The 15,690-nt window shown below is 56.8% G+C and carries 12 protein-coding genes and 1 riboswitch; of the genes, 10 read left to right on the forward strand and 2 right to left on the reverse strand.

The window, feature by feature from the left end; genetic code table 11:
- Positions 1–72: 72 nt before the first annotated feature.
- From trpE to MJ257_RS06085, 8 genes are read left to right on the forward strand one after another with little or no spacing between them, the layout of a single operon-like run.
- A complete protein-coding gene (gene trpE / locus MJ257_RS06050) occupies positions 73–1,635 on the forward strand; it encodes an anthranilate synthase component I (protein WP_240268382.1) in 1,563 nt (520 codons plus the stop codon).
- Positions 1,636–1,653: 18 nt separating this feature from the next.
- Complete coding sequence (gene trpD / locus MJ257_RS06055; RefSeq protein ID WP_240268383.1) at positions 1,654–2,694, forward strand: anthranilate phosphoribosyltransferase; 1,041 nt, start codon at positions 1,654–1,656, stop codon at positions 2,692–2,694.
- On the forward strand, positions 2,684–3,523 hold the full coding sequence (gene trpC / locus MJ257_RS06060; protein ID WP_240268384.1) for an indole-3-glycerol phosphate synthase TrpC: 840 nt from the start codon (positions 2,684–2,686) through the stop codon (positions 3,521–3,523). Before trpD ends, trpC begins: the two co-directional genes overlap by 11 nt.
- Positions 3,516–4,181, forward strand: coding sequence for a phosphoribosylanthranilate isomerase (locus MJ257_RS06065; protein ID WP_178022892.1), 666 nt, complete (start codon positions 3,516–3,518; stop codon positions 4,179–4,181). The genes trpC and MJ257_RS06065 overlap by 8 nt, the downstream gene beginning before the upstream one ends.
- Entirely contained in the window at positions 4,181–5,380 is a 1,200-nt protein-coding gene (gene trpB / locus MJ257_RS06070; protein ID WP_178022891.1) for a tryptophan synthase subunit beta, read from the forward strand. The genes MJ257_RS06065 and trpB overlap by 1 nt, the downstream gene beginning before the upstream one ends.
- Positions 5,377–6,198, forward strand: coding sequence for a tryptophan synthase subunit alpha (gene trpA, locus MJ257_RS06075; protein ID WP_240268385.1), 822 nt, complete (start codon positions 5,377–5,379; stop codon positions 6,196–6,198). The genes trpB and trpA overlap by 4 nt, the downstream gene beginning before the upstream one ends.
- Before the next feature lie 46 nt (positions 6,199–6,244).
- Positions 6,245–7,342: a histidinol-phosphate transaminase gene (gene hisC / locus MJ257_RS06080; RefSeq protein ID WP_240268386.1), complete on the forward strand. Its 1,098-nt coding sequence runs from the start codon at positions 6,245–6,247 to the stop codon at positions 7,340–7,342.
- A 36-nt stretch (positions 7,343–7,378) separates the two neighbouring features.
- The gene (locus MJ257_RS06085; RefSeq protein WP_240268387.1) at positions 7,379–8,473 is read left to right on the forward strand and encodes a prephenate dehydrogenase; all 1,095 of its coding nucleotides are present in this window, start codon (positions 7,379–7,381) and stop codon (positions 8,471–8,473) included.
- A gap of 1,286 nt (positions 8,474–9,759) precedes the next feature.
- On the opposite strand, the gene MJ257_RS06090 is transcribed toward MJ257_RS06085, so the two are convergent.
- Positions 9,760–10,692, reverse strand: coding sequence for an AraC family transcriptional regulator (locus tag MJ257_RS06090; RefSeq protein WP_240268388.1), 933 nt, complete (start codon positions 10,690–10,692; stop codon positions 9,760–9,762).
- Positions 10,693–10,832: 140 nt separating this feature from the next.
- On the opposite strand from MJ257_RS06090, the gene MJ257_RS06095 reads away from it, so the two are divergent.
- A complete protein-coding gene (locus tag MJ257_RS06095; protein WP_240268389.1) occupies positions 10,833–13,958 on the forward strand; it encodes an alpha-mannosidase in 3,126 nt (1,041 codons plus the stop codon).
- Between the two features lie 243 nt (positions 13,959–14,201).
- On the opposite strand, the gene MJ257_RS06100 is transcribed toward MJ257_RS06095, so the two are convergent.
- Entirely contained in the window at positions 14,202–14,504 is a 303-nt protein-coding gene (locus MJ257_RS06100; protein ID WP_178022663.1) for a hypothetical protein, read from the reverse strand.
- 194 nt (positions 14,505–14,698) lie between these two features.
- Positions 14,699–14,802: riboswitch (TPP riboswitch) on the forward strand.
- 155 nt (positions 14,803–14,957) lie between these two features.
- Here MJ257_RS06100 and tenA point away from each other — a divergent pair.
- Positions 14,958–15,662, forward strand: a complete 705-nt coding sequence (gene tenA, locus MJ257_RS06105; RefSeq protein ID WP_178022662.1) for a thiaminase II — start codon at positions 14,958–14,960, stop codon at positions 15,660–15,662.
- Positions 15,663–15,690: the final 28 nt, after the last annotated feature.

Genomic DNA, 15,690 nt, shown 5'->3' on the forward strand with positions numbered 1-15,690 from the left:
ATCCCAGAACCTCTACTTCGGTAGAGGTTTTTTTATTTGGCTCTAAACCAACCCGAAAAGGAAGTGAGAGATATGGCAACCCCGCAAGTAGAACAGGTCATTGCTTTGGCGAACGAATACAATCTGATTCCGATTACCCGTACGTTGCTCGCCGACATGGAAACCCCGATCCGGATTTTTCGCCGCATCGCCCAGCGGGAGCGGGCATTTTTGCTGGAGAGCGTGGAAGGTGGCAGCCAGTGGGCGCGGTATTCGTTTATCGGCACCGATCCCTTCCTGACCATTTCGGCTAAAAAAGGAGACATTATGATCGGGCGGGAAGGCGGCGAAGAGCAGCTGCGTTCGTCCCGGCCCGTTGATGAGCTGAAGGCGATCCTGCGGGGTTACCGCAGTCCGAAGCTTCCGGAAATGCCGCCGTTTACGGGCGGGGCGATCGGGTTTTTCGGTTATGATCTGCTGCAATACTATGAGAAACTGCCGGCCCATCAGGTCGATGACCTGAACCTGCAGGATATGCAGTTCATGTTCTGCGACCAGGTGATCGTGTTCGACCACGTCAAGCAACGGATCCTGCTGGTGGCCAACGTGCACGTGAAGCCGGGCGATCGCGACGAGGATATTCGCCGGGCTTACGCGGAGGCGGAGTTAAAGCTGGACCAGGCGGCAGATTTGCTGCAGCAGGAAGGGCCGGGCGAAAGCTTTAACCGAAGACCCTTGCCGGTGGTGACCGATCTTGGGGACGTCAAGTCCAATCTGACGAAAGCACAGTTCATTGCGAATGTGGATAAGGCGAAGGAGTATATCCGCGCGGGCGATATTTTTCAAGTCGTCTTGTCGCAGCGGTTCCACATTGAAACCGAAGTGGATCCGCTTCACGTTTACCGTGTCCTGCGGACCCTGAATCCGTCGCCGTACATGTATTACCTCAAGCTGGACGAGGAAATCATCGTCGGAACGTCTCCCGAAGCGCTGGTGAAGGTAGAGAACGGCCGGGTGGAGACCCGTCCGATCGCCGGAACGAGACCGCGGGGAGCGACGGAAGAGGATGATTTGGCACTGGAAGCGGAACTGCTGCAGGATGAAAAGGAGCGGGCCGAACACCTGATGCTGGTCGACCTCGGCCGCAACGATTTGGGCCGCGTATCCGATTTCGGCAGCGTAACTTGCGAATCATACATGGATATCGAGCGGTATTCCCACGTCATGCACATGGTATCCAAGGTGTCCGGCAGGCTGCGGGATGACAAGGATTTCTTCGATGCCTTTCTATCCTGCCTGCCGGCCGGGACGGTCTCCGGCGCGCCGAAGCTGCGGGCGATGGAGATTATCGCCGAGCTGGAGCGGGAAGCGCGCGGCACTTATGCCGGGGCTATCGGTTATCTTGGGTTCTCGGGGAACATGGATTCCTGCATTACGATCCGCACGATCGTGTTCAAGCAAGGCAAAGCTTACGTGCAGGCCGGCGGGGGAATCGTGTGGGACTCCATTCCGGAGAACGAGTATCAGGAATCGGTGAACAAGGCCAAGGCGCTGCTGACGGCGATCCGTACCGCCGAGCAGATGTTTCCGCCGCCAGCCCGACACGACGGCGTCATTAACCAGGATTACCTTTACGAATATACCCCGGGGAACTAAAGAGAGGAGCGAATCGAGATGACAGGACAGGTAGCGGTTCAGGCGGGCATCAGCCGCTTGATCGAAGGACGGCATTTGGCGCGGGAAGAAGCGCGCGGCGTGATGCAGGCGATTATGAACGGCGAGTCGACGCCGGCCCAAATCGGCAGCCTGTTGACGGCGCTGCGGATCAAGGGCGAAACCGTCGAGGAAATCACCGGGTTCGCCGAAGCCATGCGCGGCGCCTCCAGCCGAATTCAGACGGAATCGCAGAAGCTGTTGGACACCTGCGGCACTGGCGGTTCCGGCATTCACAAAATCAACGTGTCGACGACGGCGGCGATCGTCGCGGCTTCGGTGTCGGTTCGGGTAGCGAAGCATGGCAACCGTTCGGCATCCGGCCGTTCGGGCAGCGCCGATGTCCTCGAAGCGCTGGGCGTCAATATTCAGCTGGACGCGGGTCAGGCGAAGCGCTGTCTTGAGGATATCGGCATCTGCTTCATGTTCTCGCAGCTGTATCATCCCTCGATGAAGCATGCGGCGGGTCCGCGCAAGGAATTGGGCATCCGCACGGTTTTTAACATGCTGGGTCCGTTGACCAATCCGGCAGGGGCGGATCGCCAAGTGCTGGGCATTTATGACGGCAGCAGAACGTCAACGATCGCCGAAGTGTTGCGCGAGCTCGGCTCCAAGCGGGCGCTGGTCGTCAGCAGCCGGGAAGGGCTCGACGAAATCAGCATTTCCTCTCCGACGCGGGTATCCGAACTGAAAAACGGCGAGATCACCACCTATGATCTTCAACCCGAAGATCTGGGTCTCCAAACTTATCCGCTGGAAGCGATGATCGGCGGCGATCCCCAGACGAACGCGGAGATCGTCCGGCGCGTGCTGCAAGGGGAGCGCGGGGCTCACCGGGACGTGGTGCTGGCGAACGCAGGCGCTTGCGTGTATGTGGCCGGTCTGGCGGACAACGTTCGTGAAGGGGTCGCCATCGCTGCGGACGCGATTGATTCGGGGAAAGCTTACGCCAAGCTGGAGCAGCTAATCCAGACAACGGGGGAATTAAGTTATGTATCTTGAGCGAATCGTGGAGACGAAAAAAAAGGAGGTTGCGCGCCTGGCAGAGAGCTTCTCGATTACAGAAGCGGAGCGCCGCATTGCGGCGATGGAGCCGACGCGGGGCTTCCACTCGGCCCTTACAGCCGGCCGGAAGCGGGATATGGGGTTAATCGCCGAGGTGAAAAAAGCGTCGCCCTCCAAAGGACTGATCCGTCCGGATTTTCATCCGGTCCAATTGGCAGCGGCTTATGAAGCAGCAGGAACCGATTGCATTTCCGTATTAACGGATGAAACGTATTTTCAAGGGAGCGGAGCCTACTTGAGCGCGATTCGCGAGGCGGTAGGCGTGCCGCTGCTGCGCAAGGACTTTGTGATCGACGAGCGGCAGATCTACGAAGCCCGGCTGCTTGGCGCAGACGCCGTACTGCTGATCGCAGCGATCCTGAGCGATGCGCAGTTGCGCGATTATCTGGCGCTCGCCACGGCGCTGGGGCTTGATGCATTGATCGAGGTGCATGATCGCGCGGAGCTGGAGCGGGTTCTGGCGCTTCCTGCCGCGAAGCTGATCGGCATCAACAACCGGAACCTGCGGACTTTCGAGGTGTCCCTGGAGACGACGGCGGCGCTGGCGGAGCTGGTTCCTTCTAATGCAACGCTAATTAGTGAAAGCGGGATTCAGACGCGGGAAGATATAGAACGGTTGCAGCGGACCGGCGCTCAGGGCGTGCTGATCGGGGAAACGTTCATGCGGCGGGAGAACGTGGGGGACGCGGTGCATGACTTAATGGGACCGTTGCGAGCAGCGGAGGCAACGGAATTCGATGCGGAAGGGACGACGTCTCATGGGTGAAGTGGCCGTAAAAATTTGTGGACTTCAAAGCGTTGAAGTGCTAAAATCTATGGTGAACTTACCCGTGGATTATGTCGGATTCGTGTTTGCCAGAAGCAAGCGCCAAGTCAGCGGAGGCCGTGCGGCGGAGCTGCTTCCCGTGCTTCAGGAATGGAGCGCGGGGGGGCATCCGCAGAGCGTCGGCGTCTTCGTCGATCCGACCTTGGAGGAGCTGGACGAGGTTTTGCGGCAGGCGCCGCTGGACATCCTGCAGCTCCACGGGACGGAAAGCCCGGATTTCTGCCGGAAGGTCAAAGACGCTTTTGGGGTCAAGATTTTCAAGGCGTTTTCGGTCAAAACGGACGGATCGGTCCATGCCGGAGCAGCTTTGGCGGAGTACGACGGCGTGCTGGACGGGCTGCTGCTCGATACGTACGACCCGAAGTACGGCGGAGGCTCCGGCATCGCCTTTGATTGGGCCGCGGCGGAGCCTTATCGCCAATGGGCCAAGGAACGCGGGATCCCGTTCCTTGCGGCCGGAGGACTGCATCCCGGCAACGTTAGTACGTTGATTGAGGTACTGCAGCCGGACGGCGTGGACGTCTCGAGCGGAGTGGAAACCGACGGCGTGAAGGATATCGCGAAAATGACAGCATTCGTAGAGAGGGTGAAGGGATGATGAAGCAGGTACCGGATGAGCAGGGACGTTTTGGGCCTTTTGGCGGCCGCTACGTGCCGGAGACGCTGATGAACGCATTGATCGAGTTGGAAGAATCCTATTTGAAATATAAAGATGATCCCGAGTTTCAAGCGGAGATCGCCTATTTGCTGAAGCAGTACTCCGGGCGGGAGACGCCGCTTTATTACGCGGAACGCCTGACGGAGCATTTGGGCGGAGCGAAAATCTACCTGAAACGCGAGGATTTGAACCATACCGGCGCCCATAAAATCAACAATGCGATCGGGCAGGGGATTCTGGCTAAGCGAATGGGCAAGCAGAAAGTCATCGCCGAAACCGGCGCCGGCCAACACGGCGTGGCCACCGCCACCGTAGCCGCTCTGCTGGGTCTCGAATGCAAGGTGTTCATGGGCGAGGAGGATACGAAGCGGCAGCAGCTTAACGTGTTTAGGATGAAGCTGCTCGGTGCCGAGGTCGTTCCGGTCATGTCCGGCACGCGCACGCTGAAGGATGCCTGCAACGAAGCGTTGCGTTATTGGGTCAGCAATGTGCATGATACTTTTTATATTTTAGGGTCGGCCACCGGGCCGCATCCGTACCCGATGATGGTGCGGAACTTCCAACGCGTGATCGGCGATGAAACGCGGGAGCAGATTTTACGGGCCGAAGGCCGATTGCCGGATATGCTCGTCGCAGCGGTAGGCGGCGGCAGCAATGCGATCGGCATGTTTTATCCGTTCATCGAGGATCAGGATGTTCGTCTCGTGGGCGTGGAAGCGGCCGGCAAAGGCGTCGATACCGAATTCCATGCCGCCACGATGACCAAAGGCACGAAAGGCGTCTTCCAGGGTTCGATGAGTTATCTGCTGCAGGACGCTTACGGTCAAGTGCTGCCGGCCCATTCGATTTCGGCAGGCCTGGATTATCCGGGGATCGGTCCGGAGCACTCTTATCTGAAGGATATCGAACGCGCGAAATACTACCCGATCACCGACCGCGAAGCGTTGGATGCGCTCCAACTGCTGAGCCGGACCGAAGGGATCATTCCGGCGCTGGAGTCGGCGCACGCGGTGGCGCAAGTCGTGAAGATGGCCCCGGCCATGAGCCGCGGCGAAGTTATCGTCATCTGCTTGTCGGGCCGCGGGGATAAAGACGTGGAGTCGATTATGGCGTATACGGAAGGCGGGGAAACGGTATGAGTCAACCAGCGCACAATTTGCTTGATGACACGTTTGCGAAGCTGAAAGCGGCGGGGAAAACGGCCTTGATTCCGTTCGTGACCGTCGGAGATCCGGATCCCGAGACGACGTTCGACATCTTGGCGGTCCTGGAAGAGGCCGGTGCCGACGTAGTGGAGCTGGGCGTACCGTATTCCGATCCGCTGGCGGACGGACCGGTCATTCAACGGGCATCGGAACGTGCCCTTGTCCATGGCATTACGGTCGCTTCCTGCATCCGGACGGCCGCCAAAGCCCGGGAACGGGGCATCCGCCTTCCATTCGTCTTGTTTACTTATTACAATCCCGTTTTGCAAATGGGATCGGAACGTTTTTTTGCCGAGTTGAAGGATGCGGGAATCAGCGGCTTAATCATACCGGATCTGCCGTACGAAGAAGCGGAAGAGGTTCTGGGCATGGCGGATGCGGCCGGCGTCAAGCTGATTCCGCTTGTGGCGCCAACGTCCAGCGGCCGGATCGCACGGATCTTGGAGCGTGCCCGCGGATTCGTGTACTGCGTGTCCTCGCTGGGCGTGACCGGAGAACGGGCTTCGTTCCACGCCAGCGTCGACGAATTTATCGCCTCCGTTAAAGCGCAGACGGATTTGCCCGTCGCCGTCGGGTTCGGCATCTCGAGCCGCGAGCAGGTCGAGCGGTTTGCGGCAATCTGCGACGGGGCGGTCGTCGGCAGCGCGATCGTGCGCAAGATCGAAGAAAGCTTGCCGCTGTTGGCCCAGACTTCAACCCGGGACCAAGGATTGTTGCAAATTCGCGACTTTGTGGCAAAATTGAGATTATAGATTTTTGGGAACTGCACAACAAGTCAATTGAGGGAGGAAACCATACATGTTGCCGAAACCCCAGATCGTCAATCTGCCGGTGTATCAACCCGGTAAACCGATTGAAGAAGTAAAGAAGGAGCTTGGGCTCGAGGAAGTCATCAAGCTGGCTTCCAACGAGAATCCTTATGGCTGTTCGCCGCGCGTCCGCGCCGCCATCGAACAGGAACTGGCGAACCTGAGCCTGTATCCCGACGGCAGCGCCGCGGAGTTGACCGAAGCGTTGGCCGGACGGCTTGGCGTCGGGAAGGAGCAAATCATTTTCGGCTGCGGTTCGGACGAAATTATCGCTTTGATCGCCCGCGCTTTTTTCCAGCCCGGCGATGAGACGTTGATGGCGGATCAAACGTTCAGCGTGTACAAAAGCAATGCCGACATCGAAGGCGCCGTCAGCATCGAGGTGCCGCTCAAGGAAGGCACCCACGATTTGGAAGGGATGCTCGCTCGGATCGGGGACAAAACGAAGGTCGTTTGGATTTGCAATCCCAACAATCCGACCGGGACGATCGTGCCTCATGCCGAGCTGGTCTCTTTTCTGGACCGGGTGCCGGGACATGTGCTGGTCGTATTGGATGAAGCGTATGCGGAGTATGTCACCGATTCGTCTTATACGAACGGGATCGCTTTGTTAAGCCAATATCCGAACCTGGTGGTGCTTCGTACATTCTCCAAAATTTACGGACTTGCCTCGCTGCGCATCGGCTATGGCGTTGGCCAGCCGGCGGTCATCAAGCTGATCAACCAGGTGCGGGAGCCGTTTAACACTTCGCGAATCGGGCAAGCGGCGGCCAAAGCGGCTTTGGCCGATCAGGATTTCGTGACCGATTGCCGTGCCAAAAACCGCGAAGGGATCGCCTATCTGTACAATGAATTCGAACGGCTGGGACTTACGTATTTCCCGGCGCACGGCAATTTCATTATGGTCGACGTCCAGCGTCCGGCCGGTGAAATGTTTGGGTCGCTGCTGCAGCTCGGCATCATCGTACGAGCCGGCTTCCCGAAATATCCGAATTCGGTGCGGGTGACCGTTGGGTCGGCGGAACAAAACGCCAAATTCGTGACCGCCTTGGAGCAGGTGCTTGGCAAATCGGCAACCCGGGTCTAATCCCACAATTTATTCGCAGAAAATGAGTGAGAAATCATGACAACGAAAATTGCCATTTTTGGCGTTGGTTTGATCGGGGGTTCCTTGGCGTTGTGCCTGAAAGGCAAGCCGGGGATCACGGTCATCGGCCACGCCCACCGTCCGGAATCCCTGAAGCGCATCGAGGAGCGCGGCGTCGTTGACGCCGTGACTCTGTCCATGGAAGAGGCGGCGGCGGATGCCGACTTTATTTTTTTGTGCGTGCCGGTGGGTATGCTGGAGGATTACCTGCAGAAGCTGAACGGGCTCGCGCTGAAGCCGGGCTGTATCGTGACCGACGTGGGCAGCACGAAGGCGGCAGTCGCCGCTTGCGCGGCGAGAATCGCTCGGCCGGGCGTGCATTTCATCGGCGGCCATCCGATGGCCGGCTCGGAGCGTTCCGGCGTGGAGGCCGCCTCTACGCTCTTGTTCGAGAACGCTTATTATGTGCTGACGCCGTCGCCCGACGTGCCGGAGGAGGCTTACCAGCGCCTGGAGCGGTTGCTGACGCATACCAAAGCGCAAATCGTCCGCGTCGATCCGGTGATGCATGATGAAATCGTCGGGGCGATCAGCCATCTGCCGCATATCATCGCGGTTGCGTTGGTGAACCAGGTGCGCGATTACAACGACGGCAACGGGTTATACCGGATGTTAGCGGCCGGCGGTTTCCGCGACATTACGCGGATCGCCTCCAGCGACCCGGTGATCTGGCGGGACATCTTGCTCAGCAACCGTGAAGTGCTGCTTGGCCTGCTGAAGGATTGGAACCGCGAGATCGATGGCTTCATCTCGCTGCTCGAGGATCAGAACGGGGAAGGGATCGAGGCCTCGTTCCAAAAAGCGAACCAGTTCCGCAGCGAGCTGCCGGAGCGGCGTAAGGGTGCGATCACCTCGTTGTTCGACATCTACATCGACGTACCGGACACGCCGGGGATCATCGGACAAATCGCGACCGAACTGGGTCTTCGCCACATCAACCTGAGCAACATGCAGATCATCGAGAGCCGCGAGGACGTTCCGGGCGTGCTGCGCCTGTCCTTCCGTCAGGAAGGGGAGATGGAGAGGGCGAAAGCGCACCTCCAATCCCTAGGCCACACCGTCTACGTTTAACAAGGTGATTCTTAATTCGGCTTTAGATCACGAAGCGGAATCAAAAGGGGAGGGCCCGGCGTCGAATCTTGGATTCAGCCGGGCCTTGCGCTATTTTTAACCTGCTTTCGATATTTAACGGAACCTAGAGACGTTATTCGCGCGTATACAGGCCTTTTCTTATTCTAACGGAACGAGGAGACCTTATTTGGGATTTATGATATGAAGTAGCGGTCATAATTGTGGAATAAGGCCTCTGGGTTCCGTTACAGCGGGAAATCGTCGGGAAATGGAGAAATAAGGTCGCTACGTTCCGTTAGTAATCCGTCGCGATGGCGAAGGAACCTTCGAGGTAGCTTGTGAGCGGAGTGGAGTAACTTGATCATTCATGGCCTCGACCGCTCGTGTAGGCAAGGGCCAAAATGCCGTTACACCGAATAATGTAAGCGCTAAAAAAAGTTGTTGACAGAATGAAAACGTATACATATAATAAAAGTACAGTATGGTTTCTCTCCACTCCTATCCAATAACTTCTTGCTCGTGAGTGAGCAAGGACCGCTTCGAAAGAAGCGGTCTTTTTTTTGTCTTTTTGCGCTGCAGGCAAGTAATCTATGCGATATATCGAATAGATTTCGTCCATTTCTGCCCATTTCGGCCGATTATATATGAAATTTCATGCTTATTCGGGACACAGGAGGGGGAAGGGCGTTATTATGTATGAAATATCGAATACATTTCGTACTTTATGGCGTTGGAGACTAATTATATATGAAAAATCGAACATATTTGAGCAACTTGGCAAGGGGACTTCGAATGACTACGGTAATGCCGCCACCCAAACCTAGCTACTCGCCACCAAACCAGCTACTCTCCATAAAAATGCTGTTACTCTTCACCATATCCAGTTACTCACTGCAATACCAGCTACTCTCCATCAATCCAGTTCCTCTCCACCAAACCAGCTACTCTCCATCAATCCAGTTCCTCTCCACCAAACCAGCTACTCTCCATCAATGCTGTTCCTCTCCACCAAACCAGCTACTCTCCATCAATCCTGTTACTCTCCCCTAAAACCAGTTACTCTCCATCAAAACCGTTTCCTTATCGACGCCACAACAAGCCTGCTGCCTGGTACCAAACTTAATCCATCATTCATCGCCGCCGTGTCCATTCATTCATCGGTCCAAAAGTAAACGCATCTCAGCACCGGTTCCTTCGGTCACCTGTCGCCTGAATTCCAGCCGGCTCCCTTTCCCCAATCAGCCACCCACCACCTCTGTCACTCGTTACAAGCTACCCGCTACCCGCTACTTCACAAGGTTAAGTTGCTGCTTGCGAAAGGTGATCGGGCTGACGCCGTACTTCTTCTTGAACGCTTTGCTGAAATAATAAATGTCGGGGAAACCGGCTTGTTCGGCGACTTCCTTAATGAGCAAGGAAGGCTGCTTCAGCAGTTCGCAGGCTTTGGACAGCCGGATCCGGTTCATCTCCTCGATCAGGGTCCGGCCGGTTTTTTGTTTGTATAAACGGGACAGATGGCCGTAGCTCATATGCAGGGAGGCCGCCAAGGCTTCCACGTTCAGCCGGTCCCCGCGAAAGTCCTCCAAGTAAACCTCAACCTTGCGGAGCAGCGCGTCTTGAGCTTGCAACGGTTCCGAGGCGGAAACGGCCTGTCGTGCGGCAGTCACGCCGGATAAGACCTCCAGCAACTGCACCAGCAGTAACCGTTGATAAAAAGGCGATCGCCCGCACTCCGCTTCGGCAAAAAATTGAAGCAACAACGAACGGATGCCGTATTCGTCACGGTATGCGCCGGGGGGCCATTCCTTGAGCAGGGCGAGGCGCCGGTGAAAGCTCTCGTCCACTGCCGTTGACGCTGCCGTTGCCCCATCTTTGGACTCTGCCGCGCCTGGATAAGGCCGAAACCGCCACCGCAGGCAAATGCCCTCATGCGGATCTTCGCGGGAATAGTCATGAGCATGCGTCATTCCCGGCGGGATGAGAAAAAATTCGCCCGCGTACACCATCACGTCCTGGTCGATGAAGCGGGTTTGCATCCGGCCGGACAATACGTAGTTAAATTCATACCACGTGTGGGCGTGGGGCGGGCATCTTCCGGAACCGCCGGTTTGTTCTATCACGATATCGACCCAATCGATGACGGCATCGCCAACCGCGATTTCGCCGCAGATTCCGTTCAGTACGGGCGCCAGTTCGTTACGCCATTTTTTCAAATCCATGGGCAGGGGCTCCTTTGGTAGTCTTGGTTCCATCATATCATAATAGGACAAAAATTGATGAGGATAAGTAATTTACTTCGCCGGGACGGAAACGGAAAATGAGGGGGTAGGCACACTCAATCAGGGAGGTACCCGATACGATGTTCTGGACGGAAGAGAAATTAAACGCGCGGATTCGCGAGCTGGAAGCATTTCGTTACCGCGATGCCCAGCCGATCGAAGCGTTTCGCGCACAAGTGGACGAGGAAGGGCGCATCGGCGCCAGACCACCCAAAGAGGGGCCATGGTCCACGATGCAGGCGGGGGAACGCTGGGAAGGCCGCGATCTTTACTTATGGCTGGAGACGGAAGTCGAAATACCGGCCGCATGGAAAGGGCGCCAGATCGTCGGCGTGTTCGACTTCGGCAAAACGGGCGGAGGGAACAACTCCGGGTTCGAGTCGCTCCTGTACGTGAACGGCGAACCGTTCCAAGGCGTGGACATGAATCACCAGGAGGTGTTTTTCCCGGAACCGGCTATCGGCACCAAGGTGAAGCTGCAATTTCGTTTATGGTCCGGGCTGGAGGGCGGCGGGAAGCCGCAAGTACAGGAGCACCGGGTCAAACGGGCGGAGATCGCTTGGCTCGACGGGACGGTCGATCGCTTGTATTATACGGCCCGAGCGGTCATGCAGACAGTGGAGGTGCTGCCGGCAAACGCGCCGGAGCGGACTGATCTGTTAACGGCGCTGGATCGCGCGTTCCTGCGGATCGATTGGTCCTATCCGGGCTCAGAAGCGTTTTATGCGTCGCTGACGGAAGCCGAGGAACAATTGACCCAAGCGGTGGCGGGAATGAAGAAGACGTCGCCGGTCACGGTCCAATGCATCGGGCATACGCATATCGACGTCGCCTGGTTGTGGCGGCTGAAGCATACCCGGGAAAAAGCGGCCCGCAGCTTCAGCACCGTGCTGCGCTTGATGGAGATGTTCCCGGAATACGTGTTCCTGCAGACGCAGCCGCAGCTTTACGAATATATCAAGCAGGATTATCCGGAACTCTTTGAACAGATCAAGGAACGCGTCAAGGAAGGGCGTTGGGAAGCGGCCGGCGGCATGTGGCTGGAGGCGGACTGCAATTTGACGAGCGGGGAATCGCTGGTGCGGCAGCTGCTGTACGGAACGCGGTTTTTGCGAGATGAATTCGGCCAGGAATGCACCTATTTATGGCTTCCGGACGTATTTGGCTACAGCTGGGCCTTGCCGCAGATTTTGCGCAAGTCGGGCATCGATACGTTCATGACGACGAAAATCAGCTGGAACCAGTACAACCGCATGCCGCATGATACATTCCAATGGCGCGGCATCGACGGCAGCGAGGTGCTGACCCATTTCATCACGACGCCGCAGGACGGCAGTTTCTGGTGGTATACCTATAACGGGAATATCGAGGCGTCCAGCGTGCAGGGCATTTGGGAGACGTATCGCGACAAAGAGGTGAACAAAGAGCTTTTGCTCTCCTACGGTTACGGCGACGGAGGCGGCGGCGTCAACCGCGAGCATTTGGAGATGCGACGGCGGCTCGACGAAATGCCGGGCCTACCGCGCGTGACGACCGGCCGGGCGGATGATTACTTCGCCAAGCTGCATGAGACCGTTGCAGCGGCGGACCGTTACGTCCATACCTGGGACGGCGAGCTGTACCTGGAATACCATAGAGGAACCTATACCAGCCAAGCGTACAACAAAAAGATGAACCGCAAGCTGGAACTGTTGTCCCGGGACACCGAATGGCTGCTCAGCCTGCAGGTGCTGCTTGCGGGAGGAAACTGGGAGGCCTACCCGAAAGCGAAGCTGGACGAAAGCTGGAAAACGATCCTGCGCAACCAGTTCCATGACATCATACCGGGCTCGTCCATTCCGGAGGTGTACCGTGATTCCAAGCTGGAGTACGCGCAGGCCGAATCGTTGCTGGAGTCCTGCCGCGAGCAAGCCATTCAAGCCTTGACGAACGACGCGGGAGAATCGTATACCGTGTGGAATCCGTCCTCCTGGTCCTTTAGCGGTTTGGTTGCCTTGGAGGGGCAAGATGAAGGATCAAAGTGGGTCCAAGCGGGCGGCGTAGAGCTAAAATCCGAGTTCGACGGGACGACCGTTTGGGTGAAGGTAGAAAATGTGCCCCCGCTCGGTTATGTGACGATCCAGCGCAGTAAGGACGGGCAGGCGGATCCTGCCGCAAGCGAACCGTTTATCGTACGGTCAAACGGGATCGAAACTCCGATTTATGATATCGAGTGGAATGACCGCGGACAACTCATCTCCATTTATGACCGCGCCGCCGGCCGCGAGGTGCTTGCCTCCGGGGAACGGGGCAACGTGCTGCAGGTGTTTGAAGATAAGCCGAAGATGTTTGAGGCTTGGGACATCGATGTCTTCTATCAGGAGAAGCAGCGCGAGGTGGAGCAGCTTCAGGAATGCGAGGTCGCGACAGGCGAGCTGCGAGCCGTCGTTTCTTTTGCCTGGACGTACATGAGCTCGACGATTCGCCAACAGATGATCCTGTACGCCGACAACCGGAGGATTGATTTCCGCACCCGGGTCGACTGGCAGGAACGCCAGCAGCTGCTGAAGGTCGCTTTTCCGGTAGACGTGCGGGCGACGGAAGCCACCTACGATATCCAGTTCGGCAACGTCAAGCGGCCGACGCACTGGAATACGTCTTGGGATCTAGCCCGGTTTGAAACGGTGGGTCATCAATGGGTCGATTTGTCGGAGCACGGGTATGGGGTCAGTCTGCTGAATGATTGCAAATACGGCCATGACATCAAGGACAATGTGATTCGCCTGTCGTTGCTGAAATCGGCAACTTATCCGGATCCGCAAGCCGATCGCGGCGAGCATGAATTTACGTATGCCCTGTATCCGCATGAGGGGCATTGGTCCGAAGGCGGCACGGTACAGGCCGCGGCATTGCTGAATCAACCGGTGTACGCCACGCCTGGACGGGCGGCCCACGCGCCGTCGTTCTCGCTGCTTCATGCCAGCGGCAGTGCGGACGTCGTCATCGATACCGTGAAAAAAGCGGAAGACGGCGACGACCTGATTGTCCGTTTCCATGAATACAAGGGAGGCCGGGGCCGCGTCCATTTGCATTTCGAAGTGCCCGTGGCTTCCTGGCAGGAAACCGACCTGATGGAACGACCGTTCGGAGAAGCCTCCTCAGCCGAGGAGCCCGAGCTGGCGGTGTCGCCTTATGAAATCAAAACGATCCGCCTGCAGTTGAAATAACGAGAAAGCGCAGTACGGGCGCCTCCGCCGGTTAATCGGAAGTCGGAGCGCCCGTCAGCGTTTCAATATCGTTTGAACCGTAGAAAAACAGGACCACCAGGATGATGATTACGATCAGTTCCGAGAAACCCTCGCCGTCAAACTCGCTCATTTTTGGCAAACCCCCGTATCGTGGTTAGGATCAAGTGGTTTTGATCAAGTCGTATCCTCCCTCTCACCATCCGTTCGGCAGAACGAACCGGTTCAAGAGGAATTGTCCGCTTTTTTCTTCATGGCGTTGATGATGTCGTTAATCGTCATATCTCCGTTTTCGTTGAGGAAGTTCAGCAGTTTGTCGGCGTTCGCGTCGCTGCTGATCGTTTTGTATTCGCCGACCAGGGAGACGAACATAGTCGCGTTGCGGTATAACTGGACGGAATCCACGCGAAGTTTGCCGGAGAGCAGCAGCGCGGCTACGGTGTATTCCGGGGTTTTGGGCCGGAAACCGCCCTTTTTGCCGTTTTTCTTGCTGGAGGACGAGGACTTGTTTTTTCCGGCTGAGTTCATGGCTTAACCTTCCTTAACTTGATGGAGTCCGGTTGCAGGTCATGGGGAACGGGTCGGAAACGTTCCCTGTTATTTATGCTATGAAACCGGGCACAGTTGGTGTAGACGGGAGACGTTGGCAATCCAACTATCTTTCGCTGGACGGGATTGACAATCCAGGCAGGGATCGGTAGAGTAATAGATGAATTGCATAGGAAATCCACTAGGGGCGCCGTATTCGGCTGAGACAAGAGACCATCTTGGACCCTTTGAACCTGATCTAGTTCATACTAGCGTAGGAAAGTGGAGCCGGCCCCATGTGAATTGCGCTTAGGCTGCCGATTGCCGGTCAGCCTTGGGCTTGATCCAGCCGCTCCCTCTACGGAGCGGCTTTTTTGCGCTCTTCGACCGGTCGTTGTCGTAGCCTCTCAGGGGATTTCCTTTCAAAGCCAATCATTAAGGGAGGTGGAGACGATGGGGTTTTCGCAGGAGCTGCGCCGTCAAGCGGACGAGATTTATCAAGCAATCTTCGATCATCCGTTCGTCAAAGGCATCGCTAGCGGTCAACTGGGGAGAGAACAGCTTATTCATTACGTCAAGCAGGATTACGAATATTTGAACGCCTACATGCGGATTTACGGGATCGCGGTTTCCAAAAGCCGGACCCGCGAGGAGATGGCGATGTTCAATGAACAGATCGACTTCATTCTGAACAGTGAAATTCACCCTCATCAGAATTTTTGCCGGGTGGCCGGAGTGAAATTTGAAGAGATGCAGGGCTATCCGCTCGCGCCTTCGGCGCATCATTACATCCGCCATATGCTGACGGTGGCCCATGAAGGAAGTTTGGGTGAAATTTACGCCGTGCTTTTGCCTTGCCCGTGGACCTATCTGGAGATCGGGCAGAGGCTGCTGGAGGAAGTGAAGCCGACACCGGAGCATCCATTCTATGAATGGATCCATTTCTACGGCCAGCGTTCGGGAGGCGTAACGGAGAAGTTCGCCCGGGCATTGGACCGATGGGCGGAAACCGCTCATCCGGCGGAGCGCCAAAGGATGACCGAGCATTTTCTGCAGAGCTGCCAATTGGAATATCTATTTTGGGACATGGCCTATCGGCTGGAAGACTGGCCAGTTGCGATGCCAATGAATCGGCTGGACTCCGCGGCGAGTCGCTGATGAATTCCTGGAATCCATTAACTGATCG

The sequence above is a fragment of the Paenibacillus timonensis genome (assembly GCF_022427145.1).
Classification (GTDB): Bacteria; Bacillota; Bacilli; order Paenibacillales; family Paenibacillaceae; genus Fontibacillus; species Fontibacillus timonensis.

Bases quoted from the DNA above. Each gene is read 5' to 3' on its own strand.
- trpE (WP_240268382.1), top strand. From the start codon at position 73: ATGGCAACCCCGCAAGTAGAACAGGTCATTGCTTTGGCGAACGAATAC.
- MJ257_RS06065 (WP_178022892.1), top strand. From the start codon at position 3,516: ATGGGTGAAGTGGCCGTAAAAATTTGTGGACTTCAAAGCGTTGAAGTG.
- trpC (WP_240268384.1), top strand. From the start codon at position 2,684: ATGTATCTTGAGCGAATCGTGGAGACGAAAAAAAAGGAGGTTGCGCGC.
- trpB (WP_178022891.1), top strand. From the start codon at position 4,181: ATGAAGCAGGTACCGGATGAGCAGGGACGTTTTGGGCCTTTTGGCGGC.
- MJ257_RS06095 (WP_240268389.1), top strand. From the start codon at position 10,833: ATGTTCTGGACGGAAGAGAAATTAAACGCGCGGATTCGCGAGCTGGAA.
- tenA (WP_178022662.1), top strand. From the start codon at position 14,958: ATGGGGTTTTCGCAGGAGCTGCGCCGTCAAGCGGACGAGATTTATCAA.
- trpD (WP_240268383.1), top strand. From the start codon at position 1,654: ATGACAGGACAGGTAGCGGTTCAGGCGGGCATCAGCCGCTTGATCGAA.
- MJ257_RS06100 (WP_178022663.1), bottom strand. From the start codon at position 14,504: ATGAACTCAGCCGGAAAAAACAAGTCCTCGTCCTCCAGCAAGAAAAAC.
- hisC (WP_240268386.1), top strand. From the start codon at position 6,245: ATGTTGCCGAAACCCCAGATCGTCAATCTGCCGGTGTATCAACCCGGT.
- MJ257_RS06085 (WP_240268387.1), top strand. From the start codon at position 7,379: ATGACAACGAAAATTGCCATTTTTGGCGTTGGTTTGATCGGGGGTTCC.
- MJ257_RS06090 (WP_240268388.1), bottom strand. From the start codon at position 10,692: ATGGATTTGAAAAAATGGCGTAACGAACTGGCGCCCGTACTGAACGGA.
- trpA (WP_240268385.1), top strand. From the start codon at position 5,377: ATGAGTCAACCAGCGCACAATTTGCTTGATGACACGTTTGCGAAGCTG.